Source organism: Pseudomonas sp. TWR1-1-4 (genome assembly GCF_049897165.1).
Taxonomy (GTDB): Bacteria; Pseudomonadota; Gammaproteobacteria; order Pseudomonadales; family Pseudomonadaceae; genus Aquipseudomonas; species Aquipseudomonas canadensis.
Genome location: NZ_JAFCVS010000005.1, coordinates 70,364 through 93,232, shown reverse-complemented (window position 1 = coordinate 93,232; position 22,869 = coordinate 70,364). Strand labels below are relative to the sequence as shown.

Below are 22,869 nucleotides of genomic sequence, written 5' to 3'. Positions count from 1 at the left end.
CTGAGGCGTTAGAAAGAGGGCGCGCGCAGACGCCTTTTCCATTGGCTCAAACGCTCTTGCAGCGCCTGTGGCGTGTCGATGTGTTGCTGGCGCGCGCGGCTGAACAGGATCAGCATCAGCTCCGCCGTGGCCAGGGCATCGGCGCTGGCGTGATGGCGCTCGCCTACGTGCAGATGGAAGTGGTTGATCCAATCGTCCAACCCGGCTTCACGGATATGCGCATCCGGGCACAGCAGAGGGGCGATGTCTGCAACATCAAGAAACGGATGGGCCAGGCGATAACCCAGGCTGTCCTTGAGCGCCCGACACAGCATGTGTTGATCGAATGGCGCATGGAAGGCGAGCAATGGGCTGTCGCCTACAAAGTCCATGAAGTCCAGTAACGCGTCGACCGGATCGCTGCCGGCGGCAATCGCACTGGGGCCGAGGCCGTGGATCAACACACTGGGGCTGAGTTTGGTTTCAGCCCGTTGCAAGGTGCGTTCGAACAGTTGCGAGAAATCCACCGCGCCATCCTCGATCACCACCGCGCCGATGGACAGCACCTGGTCACGGTTGAGGTTGAGGCCGCTGGTTTCCAGGTCCACCACCACCCAGCGCTGGCTGCGCAGGGTGTCTTCGCCCAGCGGCGTGGGTTTGCGCAGCTGCGCCAGGCGCTGTTGTTGCGCGCTGTCGAGCCCCGGCTTTTTCTTGCGCAGCCAGTTGAACAAGCTCACAGCTGGTACCGCAATGTCAGGCTGCTTTGCAGGCGTTGGGCCTGGCGCAGGGATTCACGCAGGATGCGCCGGTCCAGGTGGTTGAGGCTGTCAGGATCGACACGGTTGGAGTACGGCTGGTTCTCGCGGGTTTGCAGTTGGTGCTGTTGCATACGGGTCTGCTGGATAAAGTGGTAGGCCTCTTCATACGCAGCGCCGTCCAGCGGTTCAATCACCTCCTTGACCACCAACTGGCGCAGGCGCTCCAAGGTGTTGTTGGCGTGAATACCATTGGCCAGGGCCAACAGGCGCGCGCCGTCGACAAAGGGGGTCAGGCCCTGCACCTTGAGGTCGAGCGTGGCTTTTTCGCCACCTTTACGCGTGAGTACAAATTCGCGGAAGCGTCCTACGGGTGGCCGCTGGCGCAACGCGTTTTCGGCCAGCATGCGCTGGAACAACCGGTTGTCCGCCACTTGGTCGAGAATGCCTTGGCGCAATTGCTCGCAGCCACGCTCATCGCCCCACACCACACGCAGATCGAAATAGATGCTGGAGCCGAGCAGATTCTCTGGCGTCGCCTCGCGGATAAACGCTGCAAACCGCCGCGCCCATTCCGCCCGCGATAGGCACAACTCTGGGTTGCCGGCCATGATGTTGCCTTTGCACAGGCTGAACCCACATAGCGCCAGACTTTGATTGATCTGTTGCGCCAGCGGCAACAACCGGCCTCGGATCGCCGCCGCTTCGGCCGCGTCCTTGGCGTCAAACAGGATGCCGTTGTCCTGGTCGGTGTACAGCGTCTGCTCGCGGCGGCCTTCGCTGCCAAAGCACAACCAACTGAACGGCACGCCGGGGTCGCCTTTTTCGGCCAGGGTCAGTTCGATCACCCGGCACACGGTGTGATCATTGAGCAGCGTAATGATGTGGGTGATCTGGGTGGACGAGGCACCATGGGCCAGCATGCGCTCCACCAACTGGCCGATCTCGCCGCGAATCGCCACCAGGTTGTCCACCCTCGGCGCATTGCGGATGGTGCGCGCCAGGTGCACCAGGTCCACGCGTTGCAGGGAAAACAGATCGCGCTCGGACACCACGCCGCACAGACGCTGGTCCTTGACCAGGCAGACGTGGGCGATATGCCGCTCGGTCATGGCGATTGCCGCGTCGAAAGCGCTGTGGTCCGGCGTCAGGAAGAAGGGCGCCTGGGTCATATGCCCTTCGATGCCCTGGTTGAAATCGCTGGTGCCATCGGCCACCACTTGGCGCAGGTCGCGCAGGGTGAAAATCCCAAGGGGCGCCTTGTGTTCATCCACGATCACGATGCTGCCAACCTGCTGCTCATGCATCAACGTGACGGCTTCGCGCAGCGGCGTGGCGGGGCTGCACGTGACAGGATGGCGCATGGCCAACTCGCCGAGCCGCGTGTTCAGGGAGTATTGAGTGCCGAGGGTTTCCACCGCTTTTTGCTGCACCTGCTGATTCACCTGGTCCAACAGGCTGCTGACGCCTCGCAGGGCAAAATCGCGAAACGGGCTGGAGAGTGCGAACAGCTTGATGAACGCCGGTTTGTTCAGTTGCAGGCAGAAGGTGTCTTCGGCGGCCTTGTGCTCGGTGCGGGTCGCCCGTTCGCCCAGCAACGCGGCCAGGGGAAAGCACTCGCCGGTGGTGATTTCGAAGGTGGTTTCGGCGCTGTCCGGCCGCTCACCGACGACCCGGCCCTGCTTGACGATATAAAAGTGCTCGACCGGCCCGCCCGAGGGTTTGAGGATGCTGTCGCCGGGGCCATAGAAGCGTAACTGGCACTGCTCCACCAAAAACGCCAAGTGGGCGTTTTCCATCTGGTTGAACGGCGGGAAGCGTTGCAGGAATTGCAGGGTGCCGTGGATATTTTGCAATACAGCAGTTTTCCCCGCCTGGGCGAAGGCATCAGCTTTACTCATAACAATGACCGCAGATTTTTTGTCGTTATCGTCCCCCATGGTCGACTCCTGTGCAGCGGGTGCCCATTGGACGTAAGTCTAGGTCGATACAAAGGGTACAAACCTAGGGAAAAACCTTACATGAATATCGTCCAAAACCCGTAGAACGCCCACTAGGCAAACTTTCCGACGAAGTGCACATTGAACGCCCTTCCGCAGATGTCTGACGAGTGTGCTGGGAGATTGATGAGAACTGCTGAGAACCGTATGTCCGACCACGATATTTTGAGTGATGCCGAGCGCGAGGCGCTGAGCGCCGTGATGCTGGAGCCTGATTTACCGCCACAACGCGTGTTGATTGTTGACGACGACAAGGATGCGCGCGAACTGCTGGCGGAAATCCTGGGGCTGGACGGTATTCGCTGCATGACCGCCGACAGTGGTGAGGCGGCGTGGGATTTGTTGAAGTCGAGCAGCTCCATCGGTTTGCTGATCACCGACCTGCGCATGGCGCCCAGCAACGGCCTGGAGCTGATCCGACAAGTGCGTGAATCTACGCGTGCGGCGCTGCCGATCATCATCATGTCGGGGGATGCCGAGGCGCCGGACGTGATTGATGCCATGCATTTGAGTGTGGTGGACTTCTTGCTCAAGCCCATTGATAGCGTGAAGTTGGCGAAGCTGGTGAAGAGGGAGTTGGGGATGTCGCAGTAAAACTCCGGTGCATAAAAAAAGCCCTGATCGTGTGATCAGGGCTTTTTTATTTACAGCCCGTTCTTAGCCTTGAACTCCCGACGCCGACGATGCAACACCGGCTCGGTATACCCGTTAGGTTGCTTGGTCCCTTCAATCACCAACTCCACCGCTGCTTGGAACGCGATGTTGCTGTCGAAATCCGGGGCCAGCGGGCGGTACAGCTTGTCCCCGGCGTTCTGGCGGTCCACCACCGGGGCCATGCGCTTGAGGCTTTCCATCACCTGATCCTGAGTGACAACGCCGTGGCGCAGCCAGTTGGCGATGTGCTGGCTGGAGATACGCAGGGTGGCGCGGTCTTCCATCAGGCCGACGTCATTGATGTCCGGCACTTTCGAACAACCGACGCCCTGGTCGATCCAACGGACCACATAACCCAGGATGCCCTGAGCGTTGTTGTCCAGCTCGTTGCGGATCTCTTCGTCGGACCAATCGGTATTGCTGGCCAGAGGAATGGTCAGGATGTCGTCCACCGACGCACGCTCACGCTTGGCCAGTTCGGCCTGGCGGGCGAATACGTCGACCTTGTGGTAATGCAACGCGTGCAGCGCGGCGGCGGTTGGCGACGGCACCCAGGCGGTGTTGGCGCCGGCCAGTGGGTGGGCGATTTTCTGTTCGAGCATCGCCGCCATCAGGTCGGGCATGGCCCACATGCCTTTACCGATCTGCGCACGACCTTGCAGGCCAGTGCTCAAACCGATATCGACGTTCCAGTTTTCGTAGGCGCCGATCCATTTTTCTGCCTTCATCGCCGCCTTGCGCACCATCGCGCCGGCTTCCATGGAGGTGTGGATCTCGTCGCCGGTACGGTCAAGGAAGCCGGTGTTGATAAACACCACGCGCTCGCTGGCGGCCTTGATGCATGCCTTGAGATTGACCGTGGTGCGGCGTTCCTCGTCCATGATCCCGACTTTCAGTGTGTTGCGCGGCAGGTTCAGCACGTCTTCGATGCGGCCGAACAGCTCGTTGGTGAACGCGGCTTCTTCCGGGCCGTGCATCTTCGGCTTAACGATGTACACGGAACCGGTGCGACTGTTCTTGCGGCTGTTATTGCCGTTGAGGCTGTGTGTGGCGGCGAGGCTGGTGACCAGGCCGTCGAGGATGCCTTCCGGCACTTCGTTGCCGTCTTTGTCGAGGATCGCATCGATGGTCATCAGGTGACCCACGTTGCGCACGAACAGCAGCGAACGACCGTGCAGCGTCACGTCCTGGCCATCCACACCGGTATAAACGCGGTCGGCGTTCATGGTGCGGGTGAAGGTCTTGCCGCCCTTAGACACTTCTTCGGCCAGGTCGCCCTTCATCAGGCCGAGCCAGTTGCGGTAGATCACCACTTTGTCGTCGGCATCGACGGCGGCGACGGAGTCTTCGCAGTCCATGATGGTGGTCAGCGCGGCTTCCATCAGCACGTCTTTGACGCCGGCGGCGTCGGTCTGGCCGACCGGGGTGCTGGCGTCGATCTGGATTTCGAAGTGCAGGCCATTGTGTTTCAGCAGGATCGCAATCGGCTCAGCCGCAGGGCCCTGGAAACCGATCAACTGTGCGTCGTCGCGCAGGCCGCTGTTGCTGCCGCCCTTGAGGCTGACGATCAGCGTGCCATCAACGATCTTGTAGCCGGTCGAATCGACGTGGCTGCCGGCGCTGAGCGGTGCGGCTTCATCGAGGAAGGCACGGGCAAAGGCAATCACCTTGTCGCCACGTACCTTGTTGTAGCCCTGGCCCTTTTCGGCGCCGTCGGCCTCGCTGATGGCGTCGGTGCCATACAGCGCGTCGTACAGCGAGCCCCACCGCGCGTTCGAGGCGTTGAGGGCGAAGCGGGCGTTCATCACCGGCACCACCAACTGCGGGCCTGCCATGCGGGCGATTTCGTCATCGACGTTTTGGGTCGTGGCCTGGAAGTCTGCGGCTTCTGGCAGCAGGTATCCGATGTCTTGTAGGAAGGCTTTGTAAGCCACCGGGTCGTGTGCCTGGCCTGCGTGGGTCTGGTGCCAGGTATCGATCCGCGCTTGGAAATCGTCGCGTTTGGCGAGTAGGGCTTTGTTCTTCGGTGCCAGGTCGTGGATGACCTTGTCGGCACCGGCCCAGAACTGGTCGGCAGTGATGCCGGTGCCGGGAATGGCTTCGTTGTTCACGAAGTCGAACAGGACTTTGGCGACCTGCAGGCCACCGACTTGAACGTGTTCAGTCATTGCTTGCCTCACTCTGCACAGCTTAAGCGCTTTTTAGATTTTCATTATGTAGTGCCAGGTTGCGCATACTACATGATGACTTGCGGTTGTGAAAATTAGACTAAATACGTCGTTTAGCGACCCACTTTGGTCGTACGGTCACAGCGGAGAACCGGATGTTCTCAAAAAACTATTGGATTGTTCCAGATAAATATAAAAACGGTACACGATTTGTTATCGAGGGCCTTCGGGTCCACCTTGTAGATTGAATTCCAGAGGGCGTTGCCATGGACCATCTTGTACTCACAATTATCGCTGCCGACAAACCCGGCCTGGTTGAACGCATCGCGCAGAACATCGCCACCCACGGTGGCAACTGGCTGGAAAGCCGCATGGCGCACATGGCCGGGCAGTTTGCCGGGATCCTGCGGGTCAGCGTGCCGGCGGAGAACCGTCAGGCATTGGTGGGGGCGCTGGAAGATTTATCCACACACGGCATACGCGTGCTGGTGGGTGAGGGCAGCAGCGGCCAGGCACTGGCATCCAAATCGATTGTGATGACGCTGGTGGGCAATGACCGTTCGGGCATCGTGCGAGAAATCACCGCGCTGTTGAGCAAGCAGGGCGTAAACCTGGGGAGCTTGAGCACGGACGTGCGCCCGGCGCCTATGAGCGGAGACCCGCTGTTTACCGCCGAGGCCGTGTTGCAGGTTCCGGCGACCTTATCCTTGGACGACTTACAGCAATCCCTGGAAACCCTGGCGGATGACCTGATGGTGGAACTGCACAACGAGGAATAAACCGCCCACAGGGTTATGCATGGAAATCTTGCATGGGCCTGTGGATAACCTGTAGAGACCCGGCGCCAGGCCACGCCGGCCGGGCTTCTCTGGCATCTGAGCAAAAAACGAGCAATTTCAAAAGCTTGTGCACAAATGGCGGGGATCAGGTTGTGGATAACCTTGGGGTGGATGCCTGCAAGCCACGCCCGCTGTGGCTTGCAGAGGTTTGTACGTTATTTGATCAGCGTTTGCGCGCGCTGAGCCAGATATCCACGCTGTACACCACCAGGCCCGCCCAGATGAAGGCGAAGGCGGTCAGGGTGACCGGTGCCAGGTGTTCGCCGAACAGCAGCACGGCTTCCAGCAACACCAGGGTCGGTGCGACGTACTGCAAAAAGCCCAATGCGGTGTAGGGCAAATGCCGTGCGGCGGCGTTGAAACACACCAGCGGGATCAGCGTCACCGGGCCGGCCGCCACCAGCCACCAGGCCTCGGACGTACTCCAGAACGCCATTTGCGCGCTATGGGCGGTTGGGTTGAACAGCAGCCAGGCAATTGCAATCGGCACCAGCATCCAGGTTTCCACCACCAGCCCCGGCAGCGCCTTGACCGGCGCCTGCTTGCGGATCAGCCCGTAGAAACCAAAGGTCAACGCCAGCACCAGCGACACCCACGGCAAGCTGCCGACCTGCCAGACCTGTTGCGCCACACCCACCGCTGCCAGCCCGACGGCGACCCACTGCAAGCGGCGCAGGCGCTCACCCAGGATCAGCATGCCCAGCACCACGTTCACCAACGGGTTGATGTAGTAACCCAGGCTCGCCTCCAGCATGCGCCCGGTATTCACCGACCACACATACGTCAGCCAGTTACCCGCAATCAACGACCCGCTGAGGGCCAGGATCGCAAGGCGCTTGGGGTTGTCGCGCAACTCGCGGAACCAGCCGGGATGCTTCCATACCATCAACAGCAAACCGCCGAACAGCGCCGACCACAACACGCGGTGCACGATGATCTCGGCGGCGGGTACGCTGGCGATGGCTTTGAAGTAGAGCGGGAACAGACCCCAGATGACGTAGGCGCTCAGGCCCAGGATGTACCCCTTGCGAGGGTTGGCGGCTTGCATTGCAGAATCCTTGCTTAGGCAGCTAACAAAGCGCGATTGTAAGGATATTTCTCAGGCAATGGGATCTGCTTTCTGTGGGAGCCGGGCTTGCCCGCGATAGCATCACCTCGGTACTCCTGCAAAACCGAGGCGCATGCATCGCGGGCAAGCCCGGCTCCCACAGAGAAGCTGTCAGAAGAGTTTCAGGGGTTCTTCGTTCAGGGCCGAGAGTTGCTCACGCAACGCCAACACCTGATCGCCCCAATAACGCTCGCTGCCAAACCACGGGAAGCTGTGGGGGAACGCCGGGTCGTCCCAGCGCCGTGCCAGCCAGGCGCTGTAGTGCATCAGGCGCAAGGCGCGCAGGGGTTCGATCAGTGCCAGTTCACGCGGGTCGAAGTCATGGAATTCCTGGTAGCCGTCCATCAATTCTGACAGTTGCCCCAGGCATTCCTGACGATCGCCGGCGAGCATCATCCACAGGTCCTGCACCGCCGGGCCCATGCGGCAGTCATCCAGGTCGACGATGTGGAACATCTCGTCACGGCACATCATGTTGCCGGGGTGGCAATCGCCGTGCATGCGGATGTTTTTGTGCGGCGTGGCTTTGTACACCTCTTCCACACGCTTGAGCAGGTCGCGTGCCACGGACTCGTAGGCCGGCAGCAGACTCTTGGGGATGAAATTGCCTTCCAGCAACGTGGTGAGGGAGTCGTGGCCGAAGTTCTTCACGCCCAAGGCTTCGCGGTGTTCGAACGGGCGGGTGGAGCCCACCGCATGCAAACGGCCGAGCAATTGCCCAAGGCGATAAAGTTGATCGAGATTGCCCGGCTCCGGCGCACGGCCGCCACGGCGGGGGAACAAGGTGAAGCGGAAACCGGCGTGCTCGAACAGGCTTTCGCCGTTGTGGATCAGTGGCGCGACCACCGGCACTTCGCATTCGGCCAGTTCGAAGGTGAAGCGGTGTTCTTCGAGAATCGCCTCGTTGGTCCAACGCTGCGGCCGATAGAACTTGGCGATCAGCGGTTCCGAGTCTTCGATGCCCACTTGATAAACGCGGTTTTCGTAGCTGTTGAGCGCCAGAACGCGAGCATCGCTGAGGAAACCGATGCTTTCGACAGCGTCGAGCACCAGGTCGGGCGTGAGTGTTTCAAACGGGTGGGCCATGCGAACTCCTGCGCGCAGCAGGGCGCCGCGTCCGGCCGGGTATGGTAACCCTGTAGGAGCGAGCTTGCTCGCGAAAAACCTGAGCGAGGCTCGGGGCGTCAGGCTTTGCGCGTTATCGTTGACGTTTTTCGCGGGCAAGCCCGCTCCTACAGGGACTGTGGTCTATCAGGCGCCGACGATACCGCCATCATCCCGCCGAATCGCCATCACCGACGACCGCGGCTTGCCATTCGGCAGATGCTCCGGCCAGGTCGACCCACCGGTTTCGCCTGGGTGCTGGATCCCCACAAACAGCGTCTTCTGATCCGGCGAGAAGCTGATACCCGTCACTTCACAGGCCACCGGTCCTACCATGAAGCGGCGGATTTCTCCGGTGGAAGGGTCGGCGCAGAGCATCTGGTTGTTGCCCATGCCGGCGAAGTCACCCGCGTTGCTGTAGTCCCCGTCGGTGAGGATCCACAAGCGCCCGGCCTTGTCGAACCCCAGGCCATCGGGGCTGTTGAACATGTTCTGCGGGTTGATATTCGACGACCCGCCCTTCGGTGTTCCGGCGTGAACGCCTGGGTTGCCGGCCACCACAAACAGGTCCCAAGTGAATTCCATACTGCCGTGGTTATCGGCATCTGCCTTCCAGCGCAGGATCTGACCGTAGACGTTTTTCTCACGAGGGTTCGGGCCCCCGACTGGTTGGCCGTCTTCACCGCGCTTGGCGTTGTTGGTCAGGGTGCAATAGACCTGGCCGTCGGTGGGGCTGACGACGATCCATTCCGGGCGGTCCATGCGCGTGGCTTTCACCACGCTGGCCGCCAGGCGCGCGTGGATCAGCACTTCGGCCTGGTTGGCGAAGCCGGTGCTGGCGTCGATGCCATTTTTGCCGTGGGTCAGCTCGACCCATTGGCCCTTGCCCTTGGGGTGGTCGGCGTTGCCGTCGCCCGCGTCGAAGATCGCCACATACAAGGTGCCGTGGTCGAGCAGGTCTTTATTGGCCTTGGGATTCTTGTGGTTGATCTTGTCGCGGCTGACGAACTTGTAGATGAACTCGCCGCGCTCATCGTCGCCCATGTACACCACGGCGCGGCCGTCGCGGGTTTCCGCCAGGGCAGCGTTTTCATGCTTGAAGCGACCCAGGGCGGTACGCTTGGCCGGGGTGGATTGCGGGTCGAACGGGTCGATTTCCACGACCCAGCCGTGGCGGTTGAGTTCGTTGGGGTTCTTGGCGATGTCGAAGCGCGGGTCGTGCTGGTGCCAGTTGATATCTTTGCTGGCGGCGACTACGCCATAGCGTTTCTGCCCGGCGTCGAAGGTTTGTTGTGGGTTGCTGCTGCCGAAGCAGTCGGTGAAGTTCTCTTCACACGTCAGATAAGTGCCCCACGGCGTCTTGCCGTTGGCGCAGTTCTGGAAGGTGCCCAGCGCTTTTCTGCCGGATTGGTCGGCGCTGGTTTTGAGCCAGTCGTGGCCGGCGGCAGGGCCGCTGAGGCGGATCGGCGAGTTGCCGTGGATGCGGCGGTTGTAGCGCGAGTCCTGCACGAACTGCCAGGTGTCGCCCTTGCGCCGCACTTCGATGACCGACACGCCTTCGCTGGCCTGGGCCTTGTGCACGTCTTCGGCCGATTGCGGCGCGCCGCCGTGGGCGAAGAGGTAGCGGTAGTTGGTGTATTCGTTGTTGATCGCCATCAGCGCGCGATTCTCGTCGCCGGGGAAGGCAAACAGGCTCATGCCGTCATTGTTGTCGCCGAACTGCTGTTCCTGGGCCTTGGCCGTGCCGTTACCGGACGGGTCGAAGGCCGGCGCGCTCTTGCTCAACGGCTGGCCCCAGCTGATCAGCACCGAAGCGCTATAGCCCGGCGGCAAAGTAATGGCGTCGCTGGTGGCGGCGGCGATGCTGGTGAACCCCAGCAACGGGCTGGCGCTGGCGGCGTTGACGGCGAGGGCGCTGCGGGTCAGCAGGTTGCCACCCAGGAACATCGCGGCGCCACACAGGGCACCGGCGCCGATGAAACGGCGGCGGGTGAGGCCGACCATCTGCTCAAGGTCGGTGGCTTGGTTTTCTTCTAATAGGCTCATCTCAGGCTCCCTGCGGTTTTTGCAGACACCATAAGGAGCGGGCGTGACGAAATTGTTGCAGTTTAAATGGCGGGCCGTTTACACCGGTGTGCCGAGCAGCACATTGCTCGGCGCAAATTGCACCTGGATCGCTTTGCCTTCCGTCACGCGCAGCGCCTTGAGCGTGGCGGGCTGCGCCAGGGCGCACAAAACCTGGCCATTGGGCAGGGTGACGCGCACCTCGCTGGGCCCGTCCTCAGCATCGAGAATGGCGTCGACGATGCCGCCCATACAATTGTGTCCAGTTGTTACGGGATCCTCGGGTGCCAGCAATTCAAGCCAGCCGGCCTTGATCAGTGCGACTACTTCCACGCCAGTTTCCAGCTCCAGTCGCTGCGTGCTGTCATGGGTAATCTGTGCAGACAGAGTCAGCCCGCCGGCCAGTTGCAGGCGGATCAGATCATTGCGGCCATGCTGCTCGATGGCAACGACCTGACCATGCAGTTGATTACGCGCGCTGGTGCGCAGCATCAGGCGGCCGAGCAGGTTGAAATCGCTGGCGGCTTCGTCCGAGCCCAGCACTTCGGCCTGCAGTACTTGCAGGCGTTGGTAAAGACGCAGCACGCGCTCACCTTCCGCCGTCAACTTGGCGCCGCCGCCGCCCTTGCCGCCGACGCTGCGTTCCACCAGCGGTTTTTGCGCCAGGTTGTTCAACTCGTCGATGGCATCCCACGCCGCCTTGTAACTCAAGCCGGCACTTTTTGCCGCGCGGGTGATGGAGCCCTGCTCGGCGATATGCGCCAGCAAGGCAATGCGCTGGGGTCGGCGGATGATGTGTTGGCTGAGGGACGTTGGCAGAGACATGCGGATACGCTTCGATGTGATGGACCGAACGTTGCGGCCAAGGTGGGACGGAGTCAAGTCAGCCGCCTGGTTTGGGCGTTCGGGCCAGGCAGTACACATCGACCTGTCGTGCCCCGGCGTTCATCAACAACCGCGCCAGGCTGTGGGCGGTGGCGCCGGTGGTGAGCACGTCGTCCACCAGTGCGAAGTGTCGGCCTTGCACCTTGGCGTCGGGCGCCAGGGCGAAGGCGCCGAGCAGGTTGCGTTGGCGGGTCTTGGCATCGAGGGCCTGTTGGGCGACGGTTTCATGAGGACGTAACAACAGGTGTTCATCGTAGGGGATGTTCAAATCGCTGCTGAGCCATCGCGCCAGCATCAACGCCTGGTTATAGCCGCGTTCCCGCAGGCGCTTGCGGGCCATTGGCACCGGCAGCAGGCAGTCGGGGCGAGTGAGTCCGGTGTTGTCGAAGCGATGTTGCAGGTGCTGGGTCAACAGCCGCGCCAGCATCTGCCCCAGAGGCCAGCGCGCTTGGTGCTTGAAGCGGCTGATCAGGCTGTCGATCGGAAAGCTGTAGGTCCAGGGCGCGATCACCTGTTTAAAGGCCGGCGGATGTTTCTGGCATTGGCCGCAGATCAAGCCCTCCATCGGCAGGGGCAGGGCGCACAGGTTGCAGTGTTCTATCAGCCACGGCAGCTCGGTTTCGCAGACGTTGCATACAGAGTCGGCTGATTCCGTTGCCTCATCGCAGAGTAAACAGATTTGAGTGTTTTTTGACCAGATGTAAACCTGGTGTTTGTAGTCTGGTTGACAGTGCATGAATCTTCCTTAAATATGCCGAGCATCCGTGTCGTGCCTGTGGGTATTGCCCTTCCCGCAGCGCTTGCCAAAGCATAATCAAGGAATCGCCCATGAGCGCCAGTACCACCGCCACCTTGCGTCACGATTGGTCTCTCGCCGAAGTCAAAGCGCTGTTCGTGCAGCCGTTCAATGACCTGCTGTTCCAGGCGCAGACCGTGCACCGCGCGCATTTCGACGCCAACCGTGTACAAGTGTCGACGCTGCTCTCGATCAAGACCGGCGCCTGCCCGGAAGATTGCAAATATTGTCCGCAGTCTGGCCACTACAACACTGGCCTGGAAAAAGAGAAGCTGATGGAAGTGCAGAAGGTCCTCGAAGAGGCTGCCCGCGCCAAAGCCATCGGCTCGACCCGCTTCTGCATGGGCGCCGCCTGGAAGCACCCGTCGGCCAAAGACATGCCCTATGTGCTGCAGATGGTCAAAGGCGTGAAGGCCATGGGCCTGGAAACCTGCATGACCCTCGGCCGCCTCGATCAGGACCAGACCGAAGCCCTGGCCCAGGCCGGCCTGGACTACTACAACCACAACCTCGATACCTCGCCGGAGTTCTACGGCAGCATCATCACCACCCGTACCTACAGCGAACGCCTGCAAACCCTGGCCTACGTGCGGGATTCGGGGATGAAGATCTGCTCCGGTGGCATCCTCGGCATGGGCGAGTCCCTCGATGACCGCGCCAACTTGCTGATCCAACTGGCCAACCTTCCGGAGCATCCGGAGTCGGTGCCGATCAACATGCTGGTGAAGGTGGCCGGTACGCCGCTGGAAAACGCCGAAGACATTGATCCGTTCGACTTCATCCGCATGCTCGCCGTGGCGCGCATCCTGATGCCGAAGTCCCATGTGCGGCTGTCGGCCGGTCGTGAAGCGATGAACGAGCAGATGCAGGCCCTGGCGTTCTTCGCCGGCGCCAACTCGATCTTCTACGGCGACAAACTGCTGACCACCGCCAACCCACAGGCTGACAAGGACATGCAACTGTTCTCACGCCTGGGCATCCTGCCGGAAGCCCGTGAAGAACACGCGGATGAAGTGCATCAGGCGGCGATCGAGCAGGCGCTGGTGGAGCAGAAGAGCAGCGAGCAGTTCTATAACGCTGTGGTGTGAGGGATGTCTTTCGATCTCGCCGCGCGCCTCGCTGCCCGCCGTGCCGAACACCTTTATCGCCAGCGCCCGCTGCTCGACAGCCCCCAAGGCCCGGAAGTGGTGGTGGACGGCCAGCCGTTGCTGGCGTTCTGCAATAACGATTACCTGGGCCTGGCCAATCACCCGCAAGTGATCGAAGCCTGGCGCGCCGGTGCGTCCCGCTGGGGCGTGGGCGGCGGTGCTTCGCACCTGGTGGTCGGGCATGCGACGCCGCACCATGAGTTGGAAGAAGCGTTGGCCGCCCTCACCGGTCGTCCGCGTGCGTTGCTGTTTACCACCGGCTACATGGCCAACCTCGGTGCGGTCACGGCGTTGGTGGGGCAGGGCGATACGGTGCTGGAAGACCGACTCAACCATGCCTCGTTGCTGGATGCGGGCCTGCTGTCGGGGGCGCGTTTCAATCGCTACTTGCATAACGACGCCGCAAGCCTGGCCAAGCGCCTGGAGAAAGCCACCGGCAATACCCTGGTGGTCACCGATGGCGTGTTCAGCATGGACGGTGACCTGGCCGACCTACCCGCGCTGGCCCGTGAAACCAAGGCCAAGGGCGCGTGGTTGATGGTGGATGATGCCCATGGCTTCGGCCCATTGGGTGCCAACGGCGGCGGTATCGTCGAGCACTTCGGCCTGAGCCAGGAGGACGTGCCGGTACTGGTTGGCACCCTTGGCAAGGCGTTCGGCACAGCCGGCGCTTTTGTGGCGGGCAGTGAAGAGCTGATCGAAAGCCTGATCCAGTTCGCGCGCCCTTACATCTACACCACCAGCCAACCGCCGGCCCTGGCCTGCGCCACCTTGAAAAGCCTGGAGCTGCTGCGCACCGAGCATTGGCGGCGCGAGCACCTCAACCTTTTGATCCGCCAGTTCCGCCACGGCGCCGAGCAGCTTGGGCTGGACCTGATGGACAGCTTCACGCCGATCCAGCCGATCCTGATCGGCGACAGCGCCAAGGCCATGCGCCTGTCGCAGATGCTGCGCGAGCGCGGCTTGATGGTGACGGCGATCCGCCCACCCACCGTGCCGGCCGGCAGCGCCCGTTTGCGCGTGACCTTGACGGCGGCCCACAGCGCGGCGCAGGTACAGCTATTGTTAAACGCATTGGAAGAGTGTTTCCGCTTGTTAGGTGCCACGGAGCCCGACCATGCGTGATCGACTGATATTGCTGCCCGGCTGGGGCCTTGGTGTATCGCCGCTGGAGCCGTTGGCCGCTGCATTGCAAGGTTTGGACGAACACCTGCAGGTGCAGATCGAGCCTTTGCCCGCGATGGATTCCAGCGATCTGGAGGAATGGCTCGACGAACTCGACGCCACGCTGCCGGACAACGCCTGGCTGGGTGGCTGGTCCTTGGGCGGCATGCTTGCTTCGGAATTGGCGGCGCGGCGTGGTGAGCGCTGCTGCGGCTTGCTGACCCTGGCGAGCAATCCGTGCTTTGTCGCCCATGATGGTTGGCCGAGTGCGATGCCCGCCGAGACCTTCGATGCGTTTCTCGCCGGTTGCCACGCCGACTCCCAAGTTACCCTCAAGCGCTTCGGTCTGCTGTGCGCCAAAGGCGCCGAAGACCCACGCGGATTGTCGCGCTTGCTGGTCAGTGGCGCGCCGAATACGCCTTCCAGTGTGCTGATGCCTGGTCTCGAACTGCTCGCTCAACTCGACACCCGCGAAGCCTTGCTGGCGTATCGCGGCCCGCAGTTACACCTGTTCGCCGGGCTGGACGGATTGGTGCCCGCCGAAGCCGCCAGCGACTTGCTGGCGTTGCTGCCCGATGTTGAAATCGGCCTGATTGAACAGGCCGGCCACGCTTTTCTCCTGGAAGACCCCCACGGCGTCGCGGGGGCCATCCAGGCCTTTTTGCATGAGTGCGTCGATGAATGATTTATCCCACGCCCCGCTGCCAGGCGCGTTGCCCGATAAACGCCAAGTAGCGGCATCGTTTTCGCGTGCAGCCGCCAGTTACGACAGCGTTGCCGAGTTGCAGCGGTCGGTGGGCAGCCAATTGCTCGCGCGCATGCCGGCCGACATTGCGCCGCAACGCTGGCTGGACCTGGGCTGCGGCACCGGTTATTTCAGCCGCGTGCTGAGCGAGCGGCTGCCAGCCAGCCAGGGTATCGCGCTGGATATTGCCGAAGGCATGCTCAACCACGCCCGCCCGCTGGGTGGTGCCCAGCACTTCATCGCCGGCGACGCCGAACGCTTGCCGCTTAAAACTGACAGCTTGGAGCTGATTTTCTCCTCCCTCGCGGTGCAGTGGTGCGCGAACTTCGAAGCCGTGCTCAGCGAGGCCTCTCGCGTGTTGCAACCAGGCGGCGTGCTGGCTTTCGCCAGCCTGTGCGTGGGCACCCTGGAAGAACTGCGCGAAAGCTGGCGCGCGGCGGATGGCCTGGTTCACGTCAACCGCTTCCGTACGTTCGAGGCTTATCAACAACTGTGCGCGGCCAGCGGCCTGCGGGTGGTGAGCCTGGAGCGCCGCCCCCATGTGCTGCATTACCCGGACGTGCGCAGCCTCACCCATGAATTGAAGGCCTTGGGCGCACACAACCTCAACCCCGGCCGGCCGGGAGGGTTGACGGGGCGTGCGCGGATTGTTGCACTGGTGCAGGCGTATGAGCGGTTCCGTCAGGCCCAAGGTCTGCCGGCGACTTACCAAGTGGTGTATGCCGTACTGGAGAAACCTCTATGACCGCCGCCTACTTCATCACCGGCACCGACACCGATGTCGGCAAGACCACCGTCGCCGCCGGTCTGTTGCACGCAGCCCGGCAAGCTGGCAGAAGCACCGCCGCCGGCAAACCCGTGGCTTCCGGCTGCCAGGTCACGCCCAAAGGCTTGCGCAACGCTGATGCACTGGCGTTGCTGGCCGAATGCTCGTTGCCCCTGACGTACGCCGAGGTCAATCCGGTGGCGTTCGAGCCGGCCATCGCGCCGCATCTGGCGGCGCGGGAGGCGGGCGTATCGCTGACTGTGCAAGCCTTGCTCAAACCCATGCAGCAGATTCTGGCGCGAGAAGCGGATTTCACCTTGATCGAGGGCGCGGGCGGGTGGCGGGTGCCACTGGCTGATCAGGCGAACCTGTCGGATTTGGCCATGGCGCTCAAGCTGCCGGTGATCCTGGTGGTGGGCGTGCGCCTGGGGTGCATCAGCCATGCCTTGCTCACCGCCGAAGCCATCGCCCGTGACGGTTTGCAGCTGGCCGGGTGGGTGGCGAATATCATCGATCCCAAGACCTCTCGTCTGGAAGAAAACCTCGCAACCCTGGCCGAGCGGCTGCCTGCACCGTGCCTGGGCCGCGTGCCGAAACTCAAGCAGGCGGGGGCTGGCGCCGTCGCGGAGTACTTGCAACTGGACCTGCTTGACTGATTTTGGCTATCGCTAAGGCATTATGCCATTAGTGTTTTTGACGGGCATTTTGCGAGCGACTCTGCTTCAATCACGGTTCACGATTCTCTAAAGGCAGGCTTACGCCATGGAAATCTCTGGAAGCAGCGCGTTTTACTCGGGCCTGAGCAGCATTCAGACCGGGCAGAACCGTGTCGACCAGGCCGCCGGTAAAATTGCCAGCGCCGCGACGACCCAGCCCTCGGATGCGCAAAGCGACCGACTGCAAGCCAACGACCGCGCCCAGCCGTCCAACTCGGCCAGCAACATGGTCGAAATGGCCCAAGGCAAGTTCCAGGTGGAGCTCGGCGCCAAAGTCGCCAAAGCTTCGGATGAAATGCTCGGCACCCTGATCGACACCTACGCTTAACCCCCCGCTGTAGGAGCCGGCTTGCCGGCGATCCTTGCAACGCGGTGCGCCAGACTCACCGCGATCGCCGGCAAGCCGGCTCCTACAAAGTTTTCCATTTCTCCTAATCTCACTGTGGCAACCCGCCGCAGGCGTCGCCGTGCGCGCCTTTGATTCACGCCATGACAAACGGCATCCGGACGACGCTTGACATCCCCAAGTGGTAAACGTATGTTTCAAACACCTGTTTGACCGCCACAACAATTCCACGCGGTTGTTCATTCCAGATACATCAGCAGAGGTTTATCGCTATGCCTGACTACAAGGCCCCCTTGCGTGATATTCGCTTCGTTCGTGACGAACTGCTTGGCTATGAAGCGCACTATCAGAGCCTGCCGGCTTGCCAGGACGCTACCCCGGACATGGTTGACGCCATCCTTGAAGAGGGCGCCAAGTTTTGTGAGCAAGTGCTGGCACCGCTGAACCGCGTGGGTGACATCGAAGGCTGCACCTGGAGTGAGTCGGGCGTTAAAACCCCAACCGGTTTCAAAGAAGCCTACAAACAATTCGTCGAAGGCGGCTGGCCAAGCCTGGCCCACGACGTGGAGCACGGCGGCCAAGGCCTGCCGGAATCCCTGGGTCTGGCAGTCAGTGAAATGGTCGGCGCCGCCAACTGGTCGTGGGGCATGTACCCGGGCCTGTCCCACGGTGCGATGAACACCATCTCCGAGCACGGTACTCCCGAGCAGCAAGAGGCTTACCTGACCAAACTGGTGTCGGGCGAATGGACCGGCACCATGTGCCTGACCGAGCCACACTGCGGCACCGACCTGGGCATGCTGCGCACCAAGGCCGAGCCTCAGGCTGACGGTTCCTACAAAGTCTCCGGCACCAAGATCTTCATCTCGGCCGGTGAACACGACATGGCCGACAATATCGTCCACATCGTATTGGCCCGCCTGCCGGACGCACCGGCTGGCACCAAAGGTATCTCGCTGTTCATCGTGCCGAAGTTCCTGCCGAACGCCGACGGTTCGATCGGCGCGCGCAACGCCGTGACCTGTGGTTCCCTGGAACACAAGATGGGCATCCACGGCAACGCCACCTGCGTGATGAACTTCGACGCGGCGACCGGTTTCCTGATCGGCCCGGCGAACAAAGGCCTGAACTGCATGTTCACCTTTATGAACACCGCTCGCCTGGGCACCGCGCTGCAAGGTCTGTCCCACGCCGAGATCGGCTTCCAGGGCGGCCTGAAGTACGCTCGCGATCGCCTGCAAATGCGCTCCCTGACCGGCCCGAAAGCACCTGACAAAGCCGCCGACCCGATCATCGTGCACCCTGACGTGCGCCGCATGCTGCTGACCATGAAAGCCTTCGCCGAAGGCAACCGTGCGATGGTGTACTTCACCGCCAAGCAAGTGGACATCGTCAAATACGGCACCGACGACGAAGCCAAGAAACAGGCCGACGGCCTGCTGGCCTTCATGACTCCGATCGCCAAGGCGTTCATGACCGAAGTCGGCTTCGAGTCTGCCAACCACGGTGTGCAGATCTACGGCGGCCACGGCTTCATCGCCGAGTGGGGCATGGAGCAGAACGTTCGCGACAGCCGCATTTCGATGCTGTACGAAGGCACCACCGGTATCCAGGCCCTCGACCTGCTGGGCCGTAAAGTGCTGATGACCCAAGGCGAAGCGCTCAAGGGCTTCACCAAGATCGTGCACAAGTTCTGCCAGGCCAACGAAGGTAACGAAGCCGTCAAAGAGTTCGTTGCTCCGCTGGCTGCGCTGAACAAAGAGTGGGGCGAGTTGACCATGAAGGTCGGCATGGCCGCGATGAAAGACCGCGAAGAAGTGGGTGCCGCCTCGGTGGACTACCTGATGTACTCCGGTTACGCGTGCCTGGCTTACTTCTGGGCCGACATGGCGCGCCTGGCTGCCGAAAAACTGGCTGCCGGCACCACCGAAGAGGCGTTCTACACCGCCAAGCTGCAGACTGCGCGCTTCTACTTCCAGCGCATCCTGCCGCGTACCCTGGCCCATAAAGCCACCATGCTGTCGGGCGCAAACAACCTGATGGACATGAAAGAAGAAGACTTCGGCCTGGCTTACTAAGCCTTACCGGGTTCACTTCAAGAGCCGTCGCTCCTTCACGGGAGCGGCGGCTTTTTCGTTTCTTTGTAGGAGCGAGCTTGCTCGCGAAGAAACCACAGGCACCGCGTTTATTTAGGCGACCCCCGTCATCGTTGACGACCTTCGCGGGCAAGCCCGCTCCTATAGAAAGCGTTGCAACAAAAAACTCAGGGATTACCGCTGGCTGCCGTTACAGTGATGGCAATGTGATACATGCGTGCCAGGTTGTGCTTAACTGTCGGCATAAAGGCACAGTGCCATCATCTTTTTGCGGGTCGGAGTTTTACCCTTGTCGCGCGTGTCCGCTGTACGTTTCAGTCACTTTTTACCTTCGTTGCTGCTCTTGCTGGCCGGGCTCTCGGCTGCGTACGTCAAGGACCTCAACGTCTTCTTCACGTCGCTGTTCAATGTGTTGCCGACCCTGGTGCTGTTGCTCGGCGGTTCGTATTGCGCGGTGTATCGCCGTCAGCGCGAACTGTTCCTGATGATCACGGTGTACATCGCCTACTTTCTGCTGGATACCCAGACCGATTTCTATCGCGACAACGGCCGCGTGCGCGAAGACGCGGCCGTGGTGTTTCACCTGTGCTGCTTGCTGTTGCCGTTGTTGTTCAGCATCTATGCCCTGTGGCAAGAGAAGACCCACCTGTTCCGCGATTTCGTCGCCCGTGGCGCGGTACTGTTAGCGGTGGGCAGCGTGGCGCTGGCGCTGGAGCAGAGTTATCCCCAAGCCGTGCTGAACTGGTTGGCGGAGATTCGCTGGCCGGCGCTGCATGGCAGTTGGATGAGCCTGATCCAGTTGTCGTATCCGATGTTCCTGATCGGTTTCCTGACCCTGGCGGCACAATACTGGTACCAGCCGCGCCCGCTGCACGCGGCGCAACTGGTGGGCCTGCTGGGCCTATTCTGGATGTTGCCGCAGACCTTCATCTTGCCGTTCACCCTGAACATCATGTGCAGCCAGGTGATGCTGATGATTGCTGCCGGCGTGGCCCACGAGGCTTATCAAATGGCCTTCCGCGATGAACTCACCGGCTTGCCTGGGCGCCGCGCACTGAACGAGCGCATGCAGCGGCTGGGGCGCAATTACGTGCTGGCGATGAGCGACGTTGACCACTTCAAGCGCTTCAACGACACCCACGGTCATGATGTCGGTGACCAGGTGCTGCGACTGGTGGCGAGCAAGCTGTCCAAGGTCAACGGCGGCGGGCGGGCTTATCGCTACGGTGGTGAAGAATTCGCCGTGGTGTTTGCCGGCAAGACGGTCGAAGAGTGCTTGCCGCACCTGGAGGAAATCCGCGAGATCATTGCGGATTACGATATCAAGCTGCGCAATTCGGACCGTCCTCAGGACGATCATCAGGGCCGTCAGCGCCGAGCGGGCAGTGGCGCTTCGAGTGTCTCAGTGACGATCAGCATCGGCGTGGCCGAGCGCCAGGCTGAGCAGCGCACGCCGGAAGAAGTGCTCAAATCCGCCGATCAGGCGCTGTATGCCGCCAAAGGCGCCGGGCGTAACTGCGTGGTCGCGGCCGGGCAAACCCGACGTGGCGCGGTGCGCATGGAGAGCGCTGCCGGTTGAGTAATGGCGCTGTATTCAGCAGCGCTACAGTGATTGTCCGAGGCAATGCCCGGCAGTAGGTTGAAGCCATCTGCTGACGGAGACATTGCCATGCCTGACTACAAAGCTCCCCTTCGCGACATGCGTTTTCTGATCGACAACGTATTTGATTTCCACGGCCATTACGCCGCCTTGGGCGCCACCGATGCCAGCCCGGACATGGTCAGCGCGATTCTCGAGGAAGGCGCCAAATTCTGCGAAAACGTCCTCGCACCGCTCAACCGTAGCGGCGACGAAGAAGGCTGTCATTTTGACAACGGCGTGGTCACTACGCCCAAGGGTTTCAAGGAAGCCTTCGCCCAGTACGTGGAAGGCGGCTGGCACGGCGTGGCGGCAGACCCGGCCTACGGCGGCCAGGGCCTGCCGTCGTCGCTGGGCCTGGTGCTCAGCGAGATGATCGGCTCCAGCAACACGTCCTGGGGCATGTACCCAGGGCTGACCCACGGCGCGATGTCGGCGATCCACGCCCACGGCACCGCCGAGCAGAAAGACACGTTCCTCACCAAACTCACCGCCGGCGAATGGACCGGCACCATGTGCCTCACCGAAGCCCATTGCGGCACCGACCTGGGCCTGATCAAGACCCGCGCCGTGCCCCAGGCGGATGGCAGCTATGCGGTCACCGGCAGCAAGATCTTCATCTCGGCCGGCGAGCACGACATGAGCGCCAACATTATCCACCTGGTGCTGGCCAAACTGCCGGACGCACCGGCGGGCACCAAGGGTATCTCGCTGTTTATCGTGCCCAAGTTCCATGCGGATTCGGGCGAGCGTAACGCGGTGCACTGCGGCTCCATCGAACACAAGATGGGCATCAAGGGCTCTGCCACCTGCGTGTTGAACTTCGATGGCGCCAAGGGTTTTCTGATCGGTGAGGCGAACAAAGGCCTCAACTGCATGTTCACCATGATGAATCACGCGCGCCTGGGCACCGGTATGCAGGGCTTGTGCAATGGCGAAGCGAGCTTCCAGGGCGCCATCAAATACGCCAACGACCGCCTGCAGATGCGCTCGTTGACCGGTGCCAAGGCTCCAGATAAAGCCGCCGACCCGATCATCGTGCACCCCGACGTGCGCCGCATGCTGCTGACCATGAAGGCCTTCAACGAAGGCAACCGCGCACTGACCTACTTCACCGCACAGTTGCTCGACACCGCGCACCTGAGCGGCGACGCCACCCAACGTCAGGACGCCGAAGACCTGCTGGCGTTCCTCACCCCCATCTGCAAAGCCTTCATGACCGACACCGGCCTTGAGGTGACCAACCACGGCATGCAGATCTTCGGCGGCCACGGCTACATCCGCGAATGGGGCATGGAACAACTGGCCCGCGACGCACGGATTGCGCCGATCTATGAAGGCACCAACGGCATTCAGGCCCTCGACCTGCTGGGGCGCAAGGTGCTGGGCAGCCAGGGCAAGTTGCTGCGTGGGTTTACCAAGATCGTGCATAAGTTCTGCGCGGCTAATGCCGAGCACCCGCAGCTCAAGGCCTATGTGGCGCAGCTCAGCCAGCTGAACGGAGAGTGGGGCGAACTGACCACTAAAGTCGGCATGGCCGCGATGAAGAACCCCGATGAAGTCGGTGCGGCGGCCGTGGATTACTTGATGTACAGCGGCTACGTGATCCTTGCCTACCTGTGGCTGCGTATGGCGATGGCTGCCCTTGAGCAACCGGACTCGGATTTCTTCAAGGCCAAGCTCGCGACCTGCGACTTCTATTTCAAGCGCCTGCTACCACGTACCGCCACCCACCGTGCTGCGGTGGAAGCGGGCAGCGAATGCCTGATGAGTCTGCCTGCGGAGGCATTTGCGCTGTAGTGACTTAAAAATACCGATCAGTCACAAGTGGACCCTATGTGTCTGAAAAGTTGTTCGGGTACACTCTGAGCCTGTAAAACCGACTCTTACCGAATTA

General features: G+C 61.6%; 19 protein-coding genes. 11 read left to right on the top strand and 8 right to left on the bottom strand.

Going from position 1 to position 22,869, the window contains the following annotated elements; translation table 11 throughout:
* Nucleotides 1-8: 8 nt before the first annotated feature.
* Both ACP7C6_RS16175 and ACP7C6_RS16170 read right to left on the bottom strand, forming a co-directional pair.
* Nucleotides 9-716 carry a 3'-5' exonuclease gene (locus ACP7C6_RS16175; protein ID WP_028618203.1) on the bottom strand — a complete coding sequence of 236 codons (708 nt, stop codon included), beginning with the start codon at nucleotides 714-716 and terminating at the stop codon, nucleotides 9-11.
* Nucleotides 713-2,635 (bottom strand): putative nucleotidyltransferase substrate binding domain-containing protein, encoded by a 1,923-nt coding sequence (locus tag ACP7C6_RS16170; RefSeq protein ID WP_032864437.1) that lies wholly within the window; start codon nucleotides 2,633-2,635, stop codon nucleotides 713-715. Before ACP7C6_RS16170 ends, ACP7C6_RS16175 begins: the two co-directional genes overlap by 4 nt.
* A gap of 246 nt (nucleotides 2,636-2,881) precedes the next feature.
* Here ACP7C6_RS16170 and ACP7C6_RS16165 point away from each other — a divergent pair, with 246 nt between their 5' ends.
* Complete coding sequence (locus ACP7C6_RS16165; protein ID WP_426108988.1) at nucleotides 2,882-3,328, top strand: response regulator; 447 nt, start codon at nucleotides 2,882-2,884, stop codon at nucleotides 3,326-3,328.
* A gap of 50 nt (nucleotides 3,329-3,378) precedes the next feature.
* Here ACP7C6_RS16165 and ACP7C6_RS16160 read toward each other — a convergent pair whose 3' ends face one another.
* A complete protein-coding gene (locus ACP7C6_RS16160) occupies nucleotides 3,379-5,556 on the bottom strand; it encodes a malate synthase G (protein WP_305383167.1) in 2,178 nt (725 codons plus the stop codon).
* 266 nt (nucleotides 5,557-5,822) lie between these two features.
* Here ACP7C6_RS16160 and ACP7C6_RS16155 point away from each other — a divergent pair, with 266 nt between their 5' ends.
* Complete coding sequence (locus tag ACP7C6_RS16155; RefSeq protein ID WP_236318476.1) at nucleotides 5,823-6,335, top strand: glycine cleavage system protein R; 513 nt, start codon at nucleotides 5,823-5,825, stop codon at nucleotides 6,333-6,335.
* 223 nt (nucleotides 6,336-6,558) lie between these two features.
* On the opposite strand, the gene rarD is transcribed toward ACP7C6_RS16155, so the two are convergent.
* The 5 genes from rarD to ACP7C6_RS16130 form a co-directional block, all read right to left on the bottom strand.
* Nucleotides 6,559-7,443 (bottom strand): EamA family transporter RarD, encoded by an 885-nt coding sequence (gene rarD, locus ACP7C6_RS16150; protein ID WP_426108987.1) that lies wholly within the window; start codon nucleotides 7,441-7,443, stop codon nucleotides 6,559-6,561.
* A gap of 171 nt (nucleotides 7,444-7,614) precedes the next feature.
* Nucleotides 7,615-8,589, bottom strand: coding sequence for a serine/threonine protein kinase (locus ACP7C6_RS16145; RefSeq protein WP_010207031.1), 975 nt, complete (start codon nucleotides 8,587-8,589; stop codon nucleotides 7,615-7,617).
* A gap of 165 nt (nucleotides 8,590-8,754) precedes the next feature.
* Nucleotides 8,755-10,653 (bottom strand): PhoX family protein, encoded by a 1,899-nt coding sequence (locus ACP7C6_RS16140; protein ID WP_426108986.1) that lies wholly within the window; start codon nucleotides 10,651-10,653, stop codon nucleotides 8,755-8,757.
* A gap of 78 nt (nucleotides 10,654-10,731) precedes the next feature.
* The gene (locus ACP7C6_RS16135; protein ID WP_426108985.1) at nucleotides 10,732-11,496 is read right to left on the bottom strand and encodes a TOBE domain-containing protein; all 765 of its coding nucleotides are present in this window, start codon (nucleotides 11,494-11,496) and stop codon (nucleotides 10,732-10,734) included.
* 58 nt (nucleotides 11,497-11,554) lie between these two features.
* Nucleotides 11,555-12,292 carry a ComF family protein gene (locus ACP7C6_RS16130; protein ID WP_426108984.1) on the bottom strand — a complete coding sequence of 246 codons (738 nt, stop codon included), beginning with the start codon at nucleotides 12,290-12,292 and terminating at the stop codon, nucleotides 11,555-11,557.
* A gap of 92 nt (nucleotides 12,293-12,384) precedes the next feature.
* Between ACP7C6_RS16130 and bioB the strand changes: the two genes are divergently transcribed.
* The 9 genes from bioB (at nucleotide 12,385) to ACP7C6_RS16085 (ending at nucleotide 22,772) form a co-directional block, all read left to right on the top strand.
* The gene (gene bioB, locus ACP7C6_RS16125) at nucleotides 12,385-13,440 is read left to right on the top strand and encodes a biotin synthase BioB (RefSeq protein ID WP_236318479.1); all 1,056 of its coding nucleotides are present in this window, start codon (nucleotides 12,385-12,387) and stop codon (nucleotides 13,438-13,440) included.
* Between the two features lie 3 nt (nucleotides 13,441-13,443).
* Nucleotides 13,444-14,625 (top strand): 8-amino-7-oxononanoate synthase, encoded by a 1,182-nt coding sequence (gene bioF, locus ACP7C6_RS16120; RefSeq protein WP_426108983.1) that lies wholly within the window; start codon nucleotides 13,444-13,446, stop codon nucleotides 14,623-14,625.
* Nucleotides 14,618-15,349, top strand: a complete 732-nt coding sequence (locus ACP7C6_RS16115) for an alpha/beta fold hydrolase (RefSeq protein WP_028618192.1) — start codon at nucleotides 14,618-14,620, stop codon at nucleotides 15,347-15,349. Before bioF ends, ACP7C6_RS16115 begins: the two co-directional genes overlap by 8 nt.
* Nucleotides 15,342-16,154, top strand: coding sequence for a malonyl-ACP O-methyltransferase BioC (gene bioC / locus ACP7C6_RS16110; protein ID WP_028618191.1), 813 nt, complete (start codon nucleotides 15,342-15,344; stop codon nucleotides 16,152-16,154). Before ACP7C6_RS16115 ends, bioC begins: the two co-directional genes overlap by 8 nt.
* A complete protein-coding gene (bioD, locus tag ACP7C6_RS16105) occupies nucleotides 16,151-16,831 on the top strand; it encodes a dethiobiotin synthase (RefSeq protein ID WP_068936292.1) in 681 nt (226 codons plus the stop codon). The genes bioC and bioD overlap by 4 nt, the downstream gene beginning before the upstream one ends.
* Before the next feature lie 106 nt (nucleotides 16,832-16,937).
* Complete coding sequence (locus ACP7C6_RS16100) at nucleotides 16,938-17,219, top strand: hypothetical protein (RefSeq protein WP_016977847.1); 282 nt, start codon at nucleotides 16,938-16,940, stop codon at nucleotides 17,217-17,219.
* A gap of 290 nt (nucleotides 17,220-17,509) precedes the next feature.
* Nucleotides 17,510-19,315, top strand: a complete 1,806-nt coding sequence (locus ACP7C6_RS16095; protein WP_016977848.1) for a phenylacyl-CoA dehydrogenase — start codon at nucleotides 17,510-17,512, stop codon at nucleotides 19,313-19,315.
* A 307-nt stretch (nucleotides 19,316-19,622) separates the two neighbouring features.
* Nucleotides 19,623-20,912 (top strand): GGDEF domain-containing protein, encoded by a 1,290-nt coding sequence (locus tag ACP7C6_RS16090; protein WP_068936293.1) that lies wholly within the window; start codon nucleotides 19,623-19,625, stop codon nucleotides 20,910-20,912.
* A 90-nt stretch (nucleotides 20,913-21,002) separates the two neighbouring features.
* Nucleotides 21,003-22,772, top strand: coding sequence for an acyl-CoA dehydrogenase C-terminal domain-containing protein (locus ACP7C6_RS16085; RefSeq protein ID WP_426108982.1), 1,770 nt, complete (start codon nucleotides 21,003-21,005; stop codon nucleotides 22,770-22,772).
* The last annotated feature ends 97 nt before the right edge of the window (nucleotides 22,773-22,869 follow it).